General features: G+C 74.1%; 13 protein-coding genes. 1 reads left to right on the forward strand and 12 read right to left on the reverse strand.

The genetic code is table 11. The features are described from left to right. Positions 1-10 precede the first annotated feature (10 nt). The 4 genes from OG715_RS34100 to OG715_RS34115 all read right to left on the reverse strand — a co-directional run bounded on the left by OG715_RS34100 (position 11) and on the right by OG715_RS34115 (position 4,800). A complete protein-coding gene (locus OG715_RS34100) occupies positions 11-1,384 on the reverse strand; it encodes a S53 family peptidase (RefSeq protein WP_266273417.1) in 1,374 nt (457 codons plus the stop codon). 202 nt (positions 1,385-1,586) lie between these two features. After that, positions 1,587-2,345 (reverse strand): beta-ketoacyl-ACP reductase, encoded by a 759-nt coding sequence (locus OG715_RS34105; protein ID WP_266273416.1) that lies wholly within the window; start codon positions 2,343-2,345, stop codon positions 1,587-1,589. Between the two features lie 53 nt (positions 2,346-2,398). Then, positions 2,399-3,586 carry a thiolase family protein gene (locus tag OG715_RS34110; protein ID WP_266273414.1) on the reverse strand — a complete coding sequence of 396 codons (1,188 nt, stop codon included), beginning with the start codon at positions 3,584-3,586 and terminating at the stop codon, positions 2,399-2,401. 62 nt (positions 3,587-3,648) lie between these two features. After that, on the reverse strand, positions 3,649-4,800 hold the full coding sequence (locus tag OG715_RS34115) for an acyl-CoA dehydrogenase family protein (protein WP_266273413.1): 1,152 nt from the start codon (positions 4,798-4,800) through the stop codon (positions 3,649-3,651). A 229-nt stretch (positions 4,801-5,029) separates the two neighbouring features. Here OG715_RS34115 and OG715_RS34120 point away from each other — a divergent pair, with 229 nt between their 5' ends. Further along, the gene (locus OG715_RS34120) at positions 5,030-5,785 is read left to right on the forward strand and encodes a TetR/AcrR family transcriptional regulator (RefSeq protein ID WP_266273412.1); all 756 of its coding nucleotides are present in this window, start codon (positions 5,030-5,032) and stop codon (positions 5,783-5,785) included. On the opposite strand, the gene OG715_RS34125 is transcribed toward OG715_RS34120, so the two are convergent. The 8 genes from OG715_RS34125 to OG715_RS34160 form a co-directional block, all read right to left on the reverse strand. Further along, complete coding sequence (locus tag OG715_RS34125; RefSeq protein WP_266273411.1) at positions 5,728-7,032, reverse strand: nitric oxide synthase oxygenase; 1,305 nt, start codon at positions 7,030-7,032, stop codon at positions 5,728-5,730. The genes OG715_RS34120 and OG715_RS34125 overlap by 58 nt on opposite strands. A 119-nt stretch (positions 7,033-7,151) precedes the next feature. After that, a complete protein-coding gene (locus tag OG715_RS34130; protein ID WP_407661050.1) occupies positions 7,152-8,597 on the reverse strand; it encodes a sugar porter family MFS transporter in 1,446 nt (481 codons plus the stop codon). Between the two features lie 144 nt (positions 8,598-8,741). Then, positions 8,742-9,713: an L-histidine N(alpha)-methyltransferase gene (gene egtD / locus OG715_RS34135; protein WP_266273410.1), complete on the reverse strand. Its 972-nt coding sequence runs from the start codon at positions 9,711-9,713 to the stop codon at positions 8,742-8,744. A 98-nt stretch (positions 9,714-9,811) separates the two neighbouring features. Beyond that, positions 9,812-10,549 (reverse strand): ergothioneine biosynthesis protein EgtC, encoded by a 738-nt coding sequence (gene egtC, locus OG715_RS34140; RefSeq protein WP_266273409.1) that lies wholly within the window; start codon positions 10,547-10,549, stop codon positions 9,812-9,814. Beyond that, positions 10,549-11,991 (reverse strand): ergothioneine biosynthesis protein EgtB, encoded by a 1,443-nt coding sequence (gene egtB / locus OG715_RS34145; protein WP_266273408.1) that lies wholly within the window; start codon positions 11,989-11,991, stop codon positions 10,549-10,551. Before egtB ends, egtC begins: the two co-directional genes overlap by 1 nt. Next, entirely contained in the window at positions 11,988-13,286 is a 1,299-nt protein-coding gene (egtA, locus tag OG715_RS34150) for an ergothioneine biosynthesis glutamate--cysteine ligase EgtA (RefSeq protein WP_266273407.1), read from the reverse strand. The genes egtB and egtA overlap by 4 nt, the downstream gene beginning before the upstream one ends. Before the next feature lie 221 nt (positions 13,287-13,507). After that, positions 13,508-13,975, reverse strand: a complete 468-nt coding sequence (locus tag OG715_RS34155) for an SRPBCC family protein (RefSeq protein ID WP_266273406.1) — start codon at positions 13,973-13,975, stop codon at positions 13,508-13,510. A gap of 67 nt (positions 13,976-14,042) precedes the next feature. Further along, entirely contained in the window at positions 14,043-15,827 is a 1,785-nt protein-coding gene (locus OG715_RS34160) for a glycoside hydrolase family 15 protein (RefSeq protein ID WP_266273405.1), read from the reverse strand. Between the last annotated feature and the right edge of the window lie 253 nt (positions 15,828-16,080).

Below are 16,080 nucleotides of genomic sequence, written 5' to 3' on the forward strand. Positions count from 1 at the left end.
GCGTCAGGTACTACCGTCCCGCGACCGCGTGGGCGAAGCGGCCGGCGTCGATGGTGCCGAGGCCGCTGGCGAGGTCGTAGCCCTTGGCGGCCTGGTAGCCGGTGACGGTGTCCCAGCTGTTGTCGCCGGTGGTCACGTCGCTGATGCCGCTCCACTGGTTCGGGAGCAGGTTCAGGCCGTAGAGGCGCCAGTTGAGCTGGCCGAGCCGGTGGCCGGCGAGCTGGTCGGCGAGGGCGACGACGCCGGAGAAGATCGGCGCGGCCTCGCTGGTGCCGCCGGTGAGGTGCCAGCCGGCGCGGGTCGGGTCGTAGGACTCGTAGGTCCACGCGCCGCCGTCGACGGCCGCGCTCATGCTGATGTCCGGGGTGCCGCGGTGGTTGCCGGTGACCTTGGCGACGCCGGTCTGGTACAGCGGCCGGTCGAACACGCCGGAGACGCCGCCGCCGCCCGCGCCGTAGGCGTCGTGCCAGACCTTGTCCGGCGCGGTGCGCTTGCCGCTGTCGTCCAGGGTCATCTGGGTGCCGCCGATGGAGGTGACCAGCGGGTCCGAGGACGGCCAGGAGTTGACCTTGTACGGGTACAGGTCCGAGCCGTTCTCCTTGGCGTCGGTGGCCCCGTTGTCGCCCGAGGAGGCGAGCACCGTGACGTCGTGCGCGGCGGCCTCCTTGAAGGCGTAGCGCAGGTCGGTGAGCGACTTGAAGTCGCCCTTGTCGAAACCGGGGAAGGTGTTCTCGGTGGCGCCGAAGCTCTGCGAGATGACGTCCGCCCGGCCGGAGCGGATGAGCGCCTGCTCGGCGTCCATCATCTCGGGCAGGCCGGTGACCCCCTCGGTCTCGGCGACGCCGGTCTCGACCAGGATGATGTGGGCGTCCGGGGCCACGGCGTGCGCGTACTCGACGTCCAGGGTGGATTCGCCGGCCCAGCCGGTGTGGTCCGGGTTGGTCGGGTCGAAGGGCGGGACGTTGCCCCACTTCATGATCTCGACCTGGGTGTCCGGGATGCCCCACTGCTTGTCGAAGACCTCCAGGTCGTGCTGGATGGTCGGCGAGCCGAAGGAGTCGACGATGACGATGGTGCGGCCCTTGCCGGTGACGCCCTCCTTGTAGAGGGAGTTCAGGTTGTAGGCCTCGCGGTACTGGAGCGGGGAGTAGCAGTGGATGCCGAGCTGGCTGACGCAGTCCGAGGTGGACAGCGGCGCGGTCCGGCCGAGGGCGTTGACGTGGCCGGCCGAGGCGGGCCGGACGTGGACGCCGGCGGCGGTCGGCGCGCCCGTGGTGGCGGCACCTGCGACGACGGAGCCGGTGGAGACGGTGCCGGCCGTGAGGGCGGTGGCCCCGACGGCGAGCAGGGCCAGGGCGCGGCGGAGGGTGCGGGGGCTGCCCATGGGACTCCTTGGGACGTGGACCCGGCCGGGATCGGTCGGGTCGGTTGGGCCATCCCATCGACTGCCGCATGATCATGCCATAGTCATTTCATACTGTAGGCATGGTCGTCTCCGGCCACGGGAAAAGGTCAAGACCGTCCCAGGTGAAGGTAACCCAGCACCGGGGACGGTCTTCTGATGATCCGTCAGACAGCCTTTCGTGTCAGCGCGCCCCGCCGTTGACGTACAGGGTCTGGCCGCTCACGTAGGAGGCCTCCTCGCTCGCCAGGAAGGCGACCACCGAGGCGATCTCCTCCGGCTGCCCGACCCGTCGCAGCGGCGTGCGGGCGGACACCTCGGCCTGGTGGTCCTCGGCGGTGGCGCCGACCCGCTCGGCCGTCGCGGCGGTCATCGGGGTCGCGATGTAGCCGGGGGCGACGGCGTTCACATTGATGTTGAACGGGCCCAGCTCGATCGCCAGCGTCGCGGTCAGGCCCTGGATGCCGGCCTTGGCGGCGGCGTAGTTGGCCTGGCCCCGGTTGCCCAGCGCCGAGCGCGAGCTGAGTGAGACGATCTTGCCCCACTTCTGCGCGACCATGTACTTCTGCGCCACGTGGCTGCAGTTGTAGGCGCTGGTCAGGTTGACCGTCAGGACGGCGTCCCAGTCGGCCTTGGGCATCTTGAAGAACAGGTTGTCCCGGGTGATGCCCGCGTTGTTGATCAGGATGTGCAGACCGCCGAGGTCCTCGGCGATCCGGGCGAACACCGCCTCCACGGCGTCGTAGTCGGCCACGTCGCAGCCGTACGCCCGGGCCGTGCCGCCCTTGGCGGTGATCTCCTCGGCGGTGCCGGCCGCCCGTTCGGCCGAGAGGTCGACGACGGCCACCGTCGCGCCCTCCTCGGCCAGCAGGCGCGCCGTCGCGGCGCCGATCCCCTGCGCGCCGCCGGTGACGACGGCGACCTTGCCTGCGAAACGCGTCATGGTGCTGCTCCTCGGGAGCTCAAGAGTGGTAAGGACAGAAGGAGTTGGGGCCGTCAGGCGGACTCGACCAGCACCGCCGTGCCCTGGCCGACGCCCACGCACATGGTGGCGAGGCCGCGGCGGCCGCCGGTACGGCGCATCCGGTGCAGCAGGGTGGTGAGGATCCGGGCGCCGGAGCCGCCGAGCGGGTGGCCGAGCGCGATCGCGCCGCCGGTCGGGTTGACCAGCTCGGGGTCGATCCCCAGCTGGTCGACCGAGGCCAGCACCTGCGCCGCGAACGCCTCGTTCAGCTCGGCCTCCGCGACGTCCGCCAGCGTCCAGCCGGCCCGGGCGAGCACCTTGCGGGTGGCCGGCACCGGACCGATGCCCATCACGTCCGGGTGCACGCCCGCGGAGGCCCCGGCCACGTACCGGCCGAGCGGCTCCAGCCCGAACTCGCCGAGCGCCTCCTCGCTGACCAGGACGAGCCCGGCCGCGCCGTCGTTCATCGGCGAGGCGTTGCCCGCCGTCACCGTGCCCTCGGGGCGGAAGGCGGGCTTGAGCCGGGCGAGCTTCTCCAGGCTGGTGTCCTCGCGGATCGACTCGTCCTGGTCGACGGTCACCCCGTCGGCCCGCTCGACCGGGATCAGCTCGGCGTCGAAGTGCCCGTTCTTGCGTGCGGCAGCGGCGAGTTGGTGGCTGCGCAGCGCGAAGGCGTCCTGCCGCTCCCGGGTGATGCCGTACCGGCCGGCCACCTCCTCGGCGGTCTCGCCCATCGAGAGCACGCCGTGGAGTTCGGCCATCCGCGGGTTGGTGAGCCGCCAGCCGAGCCGGGTGTCGAAGGTCTCGATCCGGTGCGGCAGCGCCTCGTCGGGGCGGGGCAGGACGAAGGGGGCGCGGGTCATCGACTCGCAGCCGCCGGCCAGCACCACGTCCGCCTCGCCGGAGCCGATCGCCCGGGCGGCCATGGTGACCGCCTCCAGGCCGGAGGCGCAGAGCCGGTTGACGGTGGCGCCGGGCACGCTGTCGGGCAGTCCGGCGAGCAGGACGGCCATCCGGGCCGCGTTGCGGTTGTCCTCGCCGGCCTGGTTGGCGGCGCCCCAGTAGACGTCGTCGATCCGGGCCGGGTCGAGGGTGGGCAGGTCGGTGACCAGGGCGCGCAGCACGGTGGCCGAGAGGTCGTCCGGGCGGACCTGGGCGAGCGCTCCGCGCAGCCGGCCGATGGGTGTGCGGCGGGCCGCGGCGAAGTAGACGGGACGCACGACGGCGGATCTCCTTTTGGGAGGGGGTGAGGGTGGCTCGCCCCGGTGGGGGCGGACGGATGTCAGAAGGCGTTGACGCCGGTGAGCGCGCGCCCGATGAGCAGCTGGTGGATCTGGCTGGTGCCCTCGTAGAGGGTCATCACCCGCGCGTCGCGCAGGTACTTGCCGACGGGGTACTCGTCGATGAAGCCGTAACCGCCGAAGACCTGGAGCGCGTTGTTGGCGGCCCGCACCGCCGCCTCGCTGGCGAACAGCTTGGCGACGGAGGACTCGGTGGCGAACGGCAGGCCCCGGTCGATGTGGTCGGCGACCTTCCAGGTGAGCAGCCGGGCCGCCTCGACGTCCACGGCGATCCCGGCGAGCAGCTGCTGCACCAGCTGGTGCGAGGCGATCGGCGCGCCGAACTGCTCGCGCTCGCCCGCGTACCGGACGGCGGCGTCGAGGCAGGCCCGGGCGATGCCGACGCAGCCGGCGGCGACGGACATCCGGCCCTTGGCGAGGGCGGCCATGGCGACGGTGAAGCCCTTGCCGACCTCGCCGAGCCGGGCGCTGTCGGGCACCCGGACGGCGTCGAAGGCGAGTTCGGCGGTGGCCTGGCCGCGCAGACCGAGCTTGCCGTGGATCTCGGTGCGGGTGAAGCCGGGCAGGTCGGTGGGGACGAGGAAGGCGGTGATGCCGCGGTGGCCCGGCTCGCCGGTGCGGGCGAGGACGAGGGCGACGTCGGCCCAGGTGCCGTTGGTGATGAAGGTCTTGGTGCCGCTGAGCGACCAGTGGCCGTCGCTCCCGCAGACGGCCCGGGTGGTGAGGTTGGCGGCGTCGGATCCGGTGCCGGGCTCGGTGAGGGCGAAGCAGCCGAGCGCCTCGCCGGAGGTGAGCCGGGGCAGCCAGTGCCGCTTCTGCTCCTCGGTGCCGAAGGCGTTGACGGACTTGGCGACCAGGCCGAGCGAGACGGAGACGATGCCGCGCACGGCGGAGTCGCCCCGGCCGAGTTCCTCCAGGACGAGGCAGTAGGCGAGGTGGTCGCCGCCGCTGCCGCCGTACTCCTCGGGGAGGGTCAGTCCGAGGAAGCCGAGCTTGCCCAGCCGGCCGATGATCGCGCGGTCGACCGACTCGGCGCGGTCCCAGGCGGCGGCGTGCGGGGCGATCTCGCGGTCGGTGAAGGAGGCCGCGAGCTCGCGGACGGCGGCCTGTTCCTCGGAGAGCTCCAGATCCATGGCGGGCGACCAATCCGGTTAAACTAGCGCTGCAAGTTTTACCGGGACTGTAGCCCCGGGCGGGGCCTCCTGGGAAGGGGGACCTGTCAGAATCGGGCCCGCCCCGCACCGAGCCCACCCGACCGGACGTACCGGATGTACCGGACGGGTCGGGCACACCCACCGGACCGACCCACTGGGCCGGACGAACCCGCCCGACCGCGAACACCCCACCGGAGGAGCCGCGCCGATGCCCCGCCCGCGCACCCCCCTGCTCAACCGCGAGCGCATCGTCGTCGCCGCGCTGCGCCTGGTCGACGAGGAGGGCCTGGCCGCGCTCTCCACCCGCCGCCTGGCCGGCGAGCTCTCGGTGAGCGGGCCGTCCCTCTACAACCACTTCGCCACCAAGGACGAACTGCTGGACGCGGTCGTGGACGGGGTGATCGGGGAGGTCGACCTGTCGATGTTCGGCACCGGCGCGCCCTGGCCGGAGGCACTGCGGGACTGGGCCCGCTCCTACCGGGCCGCGCTCGCCGCCCACCCCAACATCGTCCCGGTGCTGGCCCAGGGCCCCGGGCGCCGGCCGAACGCGCTGCGGCTGGCCGACGCCGTCTTCGGCTGCCTGGTCGAGGCGGGCTGGCCGCGCGGGCAGGCGACCAGGATCGGCGCGCTGATGCGCTACTTCGTCACCGGATCCGCCCTGGCCTCCTTCGCGGCCGGCTTCCCGGAGGACGCCGGGCTGTACGACGCGGCCGACTACCCCCACCTCGGCGAGGCGCACCGGCTGGCCGAGCACCGGGCGGCCGTGGACGAGGGCGCTTTCGAGACCGGGCTGGAGGCGCTGCTCGACGGGCTGGTGCTGCGCTTCGACCGGCTGGGGCGGAGCGGTCAGGACTCGCGGGCCACGGACGCCGGGCGCCCCACCCCTCACCAGGGCCCGCCCACCCCTCACCAGGGCTCGCGCACCACGAACGCCGGTCGCAGCTCGGGGTCCACCGGGTCGTAGTACCGGTGGTAGACGGGCGTCAGCCCGCCCGAGACCGGCGGCACGATCCAGCTCCAGTCGGCGGGAGTCGGCCGCCCGAGCCGCTTCTCCTGCGCGATGTGCTTGAGGAACCGCTCCGACTCGGTGTGGTGGTCGGCCATGGTCACCCCGGCCTCCTGGAAGGAGTGCAGCACCGCGACGTTCAGCTCCACCAGCGCGCGGTCCCGCCAGAGCGTGCGCTCGTGGGAGGTGTCCAGGCCGAGCCGTTCGGCGACGGTGGCCAGCATCGCGTAGCGGTCGGCGTCGGCCAGGTTGCGGGCGCCGATCTCGGTGCCCATGTACCAGCCGTTGAACGGCGCGGTCGGGTAGCGGACGCCGCCGATCTCCAGCGTCATGTCACTGATCGCCGGTACCGCGTACCAGCGCAGGCCGAGCTCGGCGAACCACGGGTGCTCGGGGTGCGAGAGCCGGACCTCCAGGGTGGTGTCCTCCGGCAGTTCGTACCATTCGGGCCGCTCACCGGGCCGTTCCTGGACGAGCAGCGGCAGCACCTCGAAGGGCTCCTCGCCGCACTTCCAGCCGAGGTCGCGGGCCCGGGCGGCGAGCTGCGCGCCCGCCGGGTCGCCGGTCCAGCCGCCGTCCGGGGAGGGGTGCCCGGCGTAGCGGATCAGCTGCTGGTTGACGATCCGGGCGGCCGGACGGCCCGGCCGGTCGGGGGCGAACACCGAGACCACGGGGCGGATCCGCCCGCCGTTGGTGGCGGTGCGCAGGTGGTCGAAGCACTCGGCGGCGATGTCGTCGGCGGAGGAGAGGTGGCGCAGGTCGCGCACCACCAGGCTGCGCCAGTACAGCCGGCCGATGCAGCGGGCGGCGTTGCGCCAGGCGAGCCGGGCGCCGTGGGCGAGTTCGGCGGGGGTGTGCTCGTAGGTGCCGGTGCGGTCGATCTCGTCGAGCACGGCGCGGACCCGGGCGGCGGTGTCGCCGGCGCCGGGTTGCTCGCGGTGGAACTGCCGGACGAACTCGGCCGCCTGCCGGGGGTCGGTGAAGTGGTCCTCGTCGGCCGGTTCCGGGGCGGTGGCGCCCGGGGGTTCCTCCGGCACCAGGTGGCCGTGGACGTGGCCGTGCGAGTAGGGGCAGGCGCCGACGGGTGCGGCGGTGGCGCGGCGCGGACCGCGGTCGGTCCGCTCACCACGGTCACCGCGGTCATCGCGGTCACCGCGGTCGCCGCGCATGCTGCGGGTGCGTAGCCGGTCGAAGATCAAGGACATCCCTCCTGCGGGACAGGAAACCGGAGGTGCCCGGCCCGCCGCAGAGAGTGAACGATTCAGCCCCCGCCCCCGGCGTCCAAGCGCTAGGGTGCGGGGGCTGATCCAGAGGGGGACGGGGCTCAGCCCATGTCCTCCAGCCGGACGCCCTTGGTCTCCTTCATGAACCTCGCCACGAAGACGATCGACAGCGCCGCGAACACCGCGTACGCGAGGTAGGTCGCGGAGAGGCTCCAGCGCGAGAGCGCCGGGAACGAGACGGTGATCGCCCAGTTGGCGATCCACTGCGCGGAGGCGGCCACCGAGAGCGCGGCGGCGCGGATCCGGTTGGGGAACATCTCGCCGAGCATCACCCAGACCACCACGCCCCAGGAGAGCGCGAAGAACAGCACGAAGGCGTTGGCGGCGATCAGCGCCACGGTGCCCTGGAGGTCGGGCAGGGTGACGTCGTCCCCGCTGCCGGTGGCGGAGGAGAACGCCCAGGCGCAGGCGCCGAGCGCGACGGCCATGCCGGCCGAGCCGATCAGGGCGAGCGGCTTGCGGCCGATCCGGTCGACCAGCAGGATCGCGATCACGGTGCCGAGGATGTTGATGACCGAGCCGATGAAGCTGATCAGCAGCGAGTTGGACTGGTCGATGCCGACGGACTGCCAGAGGATCGACGAGTAGTAGAAGATCACGTTGATGCCGACGAGCTGCTGGAAGACCGACAGGCCGATGCCGACCCAGACGATCGGCAGCAGACCGAACCGGCCGCCGAGCAGGTCGCGGAAGCGCGGGCGGTGGTCGGAGTCGATCAGGCCGCGGATCTCGGCGATCCGGGCCTCGGTGTCGGAGTCCCGGCCCTCGATGTCGGCGAGCACGGCGCGGGCCTCGTCGAGGCGGTCGGCGGCGATCAGGAAGCGTGGCGACTCGGGGATGGTCGAGGCCAGCACGAAGTAGACGGCGGCCGGCACGACGCAGATCCCGAGCATCCACTGCCAGGCCTCAAGGCCGAGCAGCTGGCCGCGGGTGTCGCCCCCGGCGGCGTCCGCCAGCAGCCAGTTGACCAGCTGCGAGATCGCGATGCCGAGCACGATCGCGGCCTGCTGGAAGGAGGCGAGCCGGCCCCGGTACTCGGTCGGCGCCACCTCGGCGATGTAGGTCGGGGCGATGACCGAGGCGATGCCGATGGCCGCTCCGCCGAGGACCCTCCAGAGGGCGAGGTCCCAGGCGGAGAAAGGCAGCATCGAGCCGATCGCGCTGACCGCGAAGAGCAGCGCCCCGGCCTTCATCACGGTGATCCGGCCGTAGCGGTCGGCGAACCGGCCGGCCAGGGCGGCGCCGACGGCCGAGCCCAGCAGCGCGGAGGAGACGATCAGGCCGGTCACGCCGTCGCCGACGCCGAACTTCTCCTGGATGCCGGAGACCGCGCCGTTGATCACGGAGCTGTCGTAGCCGAACAGGAAGCCGCCGAGGGCCGCCGCGGCGGTGATGAAGACGACGAAGCCGAGCCGGCCGGACGGTGCCGGCCCGGTCTCCGCCCCCGAGGGCCCCGAGGGCTCCACGGACTGCTGGGTGACGCTCACGATCTTGACTCCTGGTACTCAACGCTGAGTTCGGTAGCCGAGATCGTAACCCCTCAATGTTCAAGTGTTGTACGTGGGATGCCGCTCAAGTGCCTTCGCTGATTAGTAAGGTGAACAATCAAATGCACCCCGCACCGGGTCCGCTCAGGCCGGGTGGGCCAGCGACAGCCCGAACCGGCCCTGGCCGTCCGTCCACCAGGCCGAGAGCCGCAGTCCGGCGGCGGCCAGCTCCTCGGCCACCCGCTCCCGGCGGAACTTCGCCGACACCTCGGTGCGCAGCTCCTCGCCCTGCGCGAAGGTCACCGGCAGGTCCAGCGCCGGGATCTTCACGGTCTGCTCGACGAGCGAGCGCAGCCGCATCTCGATCCACTCCCGCTCCGGGTCCCAGAGCGCCACGTGCTCGAACGAGTCCGGCTCGAAGTCGGCGGACAGCTCGCGGTTCAGCACGTTGAGCACGTTGCGGTTGAACTCCGCGGTCACCCCGGCCGCGTCGTCGTACGCGGCGACCAGCACCTTCGGGTCCTTGACCAGGTCGGTGCCGAGCAGCAGGAAGTCGCCGGGGTCGAGGGCGGCCCGCAGCCCGCGCAGGAAAGCGGCCCGCTCGGGCGGCAGCAGGTTGCCGAGGGTGCCGCCGAGGAAGGCGACCAGGCGGGGGCCGCCGGCCGGCGGCAGGTCGAGCCGGGCGGTGAAGTCGGCCAGCACGCCGTGCACCGCGAGGCCGGGGTACTCGTCGGCGAGGGCCTCCCCGGCCGAGGTCAGCGCGCTCTCGCTGACGTCCACCGGCACGTACGTCCCCAGCGTGCCCAGGTCGCGCAGCGCGTCCAGGAGCAGCCGGGTCTTCTCGGAGGAGCCGGAGCCGAGCTCGACCAGGGTGCGGGCCCGGGTGGCGGCGGCGATCTCGCCGGCCCGGGCGGTGAGGATGGCCCGCTCGGCCCGGGTCGGGTAGTACTCGGGCAGCCGGGTGATCTCCTCGAACAGCTCGCTGCCCCGCGCGTCGTAGAACCACTTGGGCGGCAGCGTCTTGGGCTCGGCGGTCAGGCCGGACTGGACGTCGTGCCGCAGCGCCGTGCTGAAGTGGTCGGCGGGCAGCAGTCGGGTGAGATCAAAGGTGCTCATGACAGGCGGATCCTCTGTTCAGGAAGTGAAGATATTGGCCAGGGGTGCGGAGATCGGAGCGCCCAGAGCTCGCACGGTGCTCCGGACGCTCCCGGCGCTCAGAGCGGCTTGACGGTCACCCCGTCCGGCCCGGCCAGCAGCAGCGACCGGTCCGGCACGGTGGTCCAGTCCGGGTGGTCGTCGGAGGGTTCCGAGGCCACCAGCACCCCGAGGCCCGGCAGGGTCCGGTGGTGCAGGGTGTCGCCCCAGGCGGTGGCGGCGATCTCCCGGCCGTCGGTGAGCAGCAGGTTCATCCGGCCGGTGGTGTGCGCGGCCGCGTCCGCGACGGTGCCGGCCAGCGCGTCGCCCAGCCCGGCGCCCGCGCGCAGCCGGTGCAGGGCGAGCGCCCACAGCAGGGCCGAGTCGGTGCGGGCCACCAGGCCGAGCAGTTCGGCGGGCGGCAGCAGTGCGGCCAGCGCGCCGGTCCGCTCCGGCCAGCCGGCCAGCGCCCCGTTGTGGCTGAACAGCCAGCGCCCGGCGGCGAACGGCGCGGCCGCCTCCTCGCCGGCCGCGCAGCCCTCGGTGGCCGAGCGGACCGCCGCCAGCAGCGCCCGGGTGCGCAGGACCCGGGCGAGGTCGCCGAAGGAGGTGTCCGCCCAGATCGGCCCGGCCCGCCGGTAGCGGGCGGGCACCTCGTCGCCGTCCGCGTACCAGCCGAGGCCGAAGCCGTCCACGTTGACGGTGCCGTACTGCTGGAGGCGCGGCGCCCAGGACTGCCGGTGGAGGCCGAACGGCGGCTCCACCAGCAGCGCCCGGGCCGACACCGGCTCGCCCACGTAGGCGAGGTGGCGGCACATCAGCCGGCCTCCCGGGAAGGAACGGCGCCGGGCCCGTCCGGGGCGTCGGCGGCGGTGCGGAACCCGGCGAAGATCTGCCGCCGGACCGGGTAGTCCCAGTTGCGGAAGGTGCCCCGGCAGGCGACCGGTGCCACCGCGAAGCAGCCGCCGCGCAGCACCTTGTACTCGGGCCCGAAGAACACCTCCGAGTACTCCCGGTACGGCCAGGCCCGGAAGCCGGGGTACGGCCGGAAGTCGCTGGCCGTCCACTCCCACACGTCGCCCATCAACTGCCTGACCCCGTAGGGGGACCGGCCGTCCGGGTAGCTGCCGGCCGGGGCCGGGCGCAGGTGCCGCTGGCCCAGGTTGGCGTGCTCGGGGCCGGGGGCGCCGTCGCCCCACGGGTAGCGGCGCGAGCGGTCGGTGGCCGGGTCGTGCCGGGCGGCCTTCTCCCACTCCGCCTCGGTCGGCAGCCGGCGCCCGGCCCACCGGGCGTAGGCGTCCGCCTCGTACCAGCTGACGTGCAGCACCGGCTCGTCGAGCGGGACGGGCTCCAGGACGCCGAACCGGCGGCGCAGCCACTGGCCGTCCTCGCGGCGCCAGAAGAGCGGCGCGGTCAGGTCGGCGCTCCGCCGGTGCGCCCAGCCCTCCTCGGTCCACCAGTGCGGCTCGTCGTAGCCGCCGTCCTCGACGAACCGCAGGTAGGCGCCGTTGGTGACCGGGGTGGTGTCCAGCCGGTAGGCGGGCAGGTCGACGCGGTGGGCCGGGCGTTCGTTGTCCAGCGCCCAGGGCTCGGTGTCGGTGCCCATGGTGAACGGGCCGGCCGGGATCAGCACCTCGGCGGGCAGCGCGTCGGCGTCGGCGGGGGCGGGCGGCGGCGCCGGGGCGGCCAGCGCGGGTTCGCCCCTGCGCAGCTGATGGGTGATCAGCATCGTCTCGTCGTGCTGCTGCTCGTGCTGGGCGATCATGCCGAAGGCGAACCCGGCGTCGAGCAGCGGTGCCCCCTCCAGCGGGCTGGCGGCGAGCAGGTCGAGCACCCGGCCGCGCACCTCGCCGGCGTAGGCGCGGGCCTCCCCGGGCGGCAGCAGCGGCAGGGTGGGGCGCTCGGAGCGGGGGTGCTCGAAGGCGTCGTAGAGCGGGTCGATCTCGGGGTGCATCGGGTCGCGGCCGCCGATGTTGCGCAGCAGCCAGAGCTCCTCCTGGTTGCCGATGTGGGCGAGGTCCCAGACCAGCGGCGACATCAGCGGGGAGTGCTGGGCGGTGAGGTCGTGGTCCCCGACGCAGTCGGTGAGCGCGGCGGTGCGGGCGCGGGCGGCCAGCAGCTCGGCGGCGATGGTCTCGCGCAGCGCCCCGGGCGACAGCGTCTCCAGCGAGGGGGTCTCCGGCGAGGGTGTCTCCGGCGTGGGGGCCTGGGGCGGGCGGGTCTCCCGGGCGCTGCGGTCGGCGCGGGTGTCGTCGATCATGGCGTGGCCTCCTCCGGGGGAGTGCGTCGGGTGCCGGAGCGCAGGGCGTCCAGCTGGTCGTCGGCCGGGCAGCGGCCGCGCGCGGGGTAGCGCTCGGCGAACGCGGCGACGGTGGCGCGCAGCGGCTCGGCGCCGGGCAGCCGGCCCAGCGCGGCGTCGGCGGCGGCGAAGCAGGTGAGGGCGGCGCGGCGCAGCTCGGGATCGGCCGTCGCCAGGGCGGCCGCCCGGCGCCAGGCGTCGCTGCGCGGCGCGCGCGGACCGGCGGTGCCCGGTGGCGGCTCCAGCGGCTCCAGGGCGGCGAGCGCGGTGTCCGCGGCGACCGGGTCGTCCAGCAGCGCGGTGATCAGGGCGGCGGGAACGATCCAGCCGTCGCCGGGCTGGGCGTCGATCATCCGCAGCTCCAGGTGGCCGCGCGGGCGGACCGGCGGGAACAGCGTGGTGCGGTGGTAGTCGAGGTCGGCCAGGGTGGGCGGCCGTTCGCCCCGGCCGCGCAGCCAGTCGAGGAAGGTCAGTCCGGTGGGCGCGGTCCACGGCAGGCCGTCGCGGCGGCGCACGCAGAGCACCTGGGCGTCCAGCACGTACCGGGTCCAGGCCTCGCGCGGGTCGCCGTGGTCGGGCGCGGGCGCCAGGGTGCGGGAGGGGTCCATCCGGGACCAGACGGTCTGCCGGGTGGACCGGTGCCCGGTGGGGCGGCCGTCCAGCACCGGCGAGTTGGCGAAGGCGGCGACCAGCACCGGGCCGAGCCGGTGGGCGAGGCGCCAGCGGCGCTCCAGCGCCTGCGGGCCGCTCTCCGTCCCGGCGTCCAGGCAGACCTGGAGCGAGGCGGTGCCGGTCATCATGATCCGGCCCCAGGGCCCGGCCGAGGCGAAGTGGTGCTCCATCGCGACGTAGCGCGGGTGGTCCAGCACCATCCGGCGGGGGCGGGCCAGCGGGTCGGTGCCGGTGCCGGTGAGGCGCAGGCCCTGGGCGGCGAAGGCGTTCCGCAGGGCGGCGAGGTCGCGCCGGGTGTCGGCGACGCAGCCGGCGAGGCTGTCGGCGGGCGGGGAGCTGAGCTCGACCTGACCGCCGGGTTCGAGGGTGAGGATGGCGCCGGAGGGGAGCGAATTCCCGTCGGGGCCGCCCAGTGGCAGTGCGTCCAGTGCGGCGTGCAGTCGTTCCGGGGGGACGGGTTCGTCGGGACATCGGTCGTCGTGGACGAACCACTCCAGCTCGACGCCGACCAGCCGGGGAGGGCCGATCTTGAAGCAGACGCCGGTCATGTGGTTGCGCGCGGCGGATTCGGTCAGCGGGGTCACCGTAGCGGCGGGAGGTCCCGCGGTCTGCCGGTCGGTCGGACCGGACGGTCGGAGGGGTATCACCGGACTCACCATCCTTGGGGCACGGGTGCGGCCCGGACTACCCTGCCCAGTCTGCTACGGACCATGCCCAGGCGCCGCGCAAACATCTGGTGAAGGAGTGTCCTCGCAGGTCAGAGCCGGTGCGAACGGGTTAATCGGGCCATTTCGACGCCTGCGCCTCAGCCCGGGCCGCCGGTCGGACGGGCGTCGAGGTGGGCCGCCAGGCCGCGTCGTCCGCGCCGCATCATCACCGCGTGGTTGGCCCGGAACAGCGGCCGGGCGGGCAGTGCCAGCAGGCGCAGCAGCGGCTTGGCCGGGCGGGTGTCCTCCTCGAACAGGACCAGGCTGCCGCCCGCGCCGTCGGCCGTGACCGTCCAGCGGGACCAGCCGGTGAGGTCGCCGTCCATGGCCGCCTCCAGGACCCCGGCGGCGCGGTCCTGGCGCACGGAGGTCAGCCCGATCACCAGCTGGTAGGGGAGCAGGGCCCGGACCAGGACCTCGCCCCGGTCCGGCCCGGTCTCCCGGACGGCGAGGATCTCCGGCCACCAGCGCGGATAGCCGGGGACGTCGGCGAGCGCCGCGAAGACCGCCGACGGCGGGGCGGCCAGCCGCCAGACGCCGCGGAACCGGTAGTGGTTGGGGTCCACGGGGGCACTGTAGTCGGCGCCGGACCCGCTCCGGCAGGGCGCCGGGCCCTCGGGCCGCCCGGCACGGCTACCCTCCGGGTTCGGCCAGGGCGAAGGCGGTGTTGACCAGCGCCACGTGGCTGAACGCCTGCGGGGTGTTGCCGAGTTGGCGCCGGGCGCGCGGGTCCCACTGCTCCGAGAGCAGGCCCAGGTCGTTGGCCAGGCCGACCACCCGGGCGAACAGTTCGCGCGCCTCGCCCCGCCGCCCGGTCGCGGCGAGCGCGTCGGCGAGCCAGAACGAGCAGGCGAGGAACGCGCCCTCGCCGCCGGGCAGTCCGTCGGTGCCGGGCGCCGGGCGGTAGCGGCGGACCAGCCCGCCGTCGTCGAGGCCGTCCCGCACGGCGTCGACGGTGCGCACCACCCGCGGGTCGTCGGGCGGCAGGAAGCCGCTCTTGACCACGAACAGGGCGGCCGCGTCCAGTCCGTGCCCGCCGTAGTGCTGGACGAACACGCCCCGGCGCCGGTCGTAGCCGTGGGCGCAGACGTCGGCGTGCACGGCGTCCCGCATGGCCCGCCAGCGGTCGAGCGGCGCGGGCAGTCCGGTGGCCTCGGCGAGCCGCACCGCCCGGTCGGCGGCGACCCAGCACATCACCTTGGAGTGGACGAAGTGCCGCCGCCGGCCGCGCACCTCCCACAGGCCCTCGTCGGGTTCGCGCCAGTGCTGTTCGAGGTGGTCCATCAGCGCGCGCAGCAGCGTCCAGACGTGCCGTTCCATGGGGATGCCGGCCAGCAGCGCCAGGTGCAGGGTGTCGACGACCTCGCCGTGGACGTCGAGCTGGAGCTGGCCGACGGCGGCGTTGCCGAACCGGACCGGGCGCGAGCCGAGGTAGCCGGGCAGCCAGTCGGCCTCGGTCTCGGTGACGACGCGCTCGCCGGCCACCCCGTAGAGGGCCTGGAGGTCGCGGGGGTCGCCGGCGATGGCGCGCAGCAGCCACTGGCGCCAGGCGGCGGCCTCCTCGCGGAAGCCGCCGCGCAGCAGCGCGGAGAGCGTCATCGAGGAGTCGCGCAGCCAGCAGAACCGGTAGTCCCAGTTGCGCGGGCCGCCGATGTGCTCGGGCAGCGAGGCGGTGGGGGCGGCTACGATTCCGCCGGTGGGCGCGTAGGCGAGCGCTTTGAGGGTGATCAGCGAGCGGAGTACGGCGGCCCGCCACTCGCCGTCGTAGCGGCAGCCGGCCGCCCAGTGCCGCCAGGTGTCGACGGTGGCGGCCAGTTCGGTGTCGGGGTCGGTGCTCGGGGCGGCGCGCAGGTGGGAGGGCTGCCAGGTGAGGACGAAGGGGACGCGGACGCCCGGGGTAACGGTGACCTCGGAGACGGTGGTGCCGTCGGCGCCGTAGGTGTGCACCCCGGGCGGGACGCGCAGCCAGGCGGAGTCGGGCCCGGCGACGGCGACCCGGTGGTGCCCGGTGCGGCGCACCCACGGGTCGATCCGCCCGTAGTTGAACCGCAGCCGCAGTTCGCCGCGGACCGGGACGGCGCCCTCCAGCCCCTCGACGATCCGGACCAGCCGGGGCGGGCGCCGTCCGTCCGCGCCGCGCTGCGGCATGAAGTCGGTGATCCGGACCCGGCCCTCGGGGGTGTGCCACTCGCTGTCGAGGACGAGGCTGTCCGGCCGGTAGCGGCGGGTGGCGCACTCGCGGGCGCCGGCGGGGGCGAGCCGCCAGGCGCCCTGCCGCCGGTCGCCGAGCAGGGCGGTGAAGCAGCTGGGGGAGTCGAACCGGGGCAGGCAGAGCCAGTCGACGGCGCCGTCCCGGCCGACCAGGGCAGCGGTCTGCAGGTCGCCGATCAGGGCGTAGTCCTCGATGCGTCCGGCCATCGGGTCCATTCTCGGCGCTCCCGGCGCCACCCGCAGATCCGTCCCGGGGCCCCCGCGGATCCGTCCCGGGGCAGCCTGCGGAACCGGCCCGTTGCCGCCCGCGGAACCGGCCGAGGCGGTCAAAAGGACCGCGTCACTCCGCTTGCACCCGTTCGACGTGCAGGGGAGGATCTTGTGTGCTTGTAGTCTCATCAGTCCCAGCCACCACGGCAGGCGACTGATTCACCGGAACCGGAACGAAGGAGTCCCGAGA

Source organism: Kitasatospora purpeofusca (assembly GCF_036010405.1).
GTDB classification, from domain to species: Bacteria; Actinomycetota; Actinomycetes; order Streptomycetales; family Streptomycetaceae; genus Kitasatospora; species Kitasatospora purpeofusca.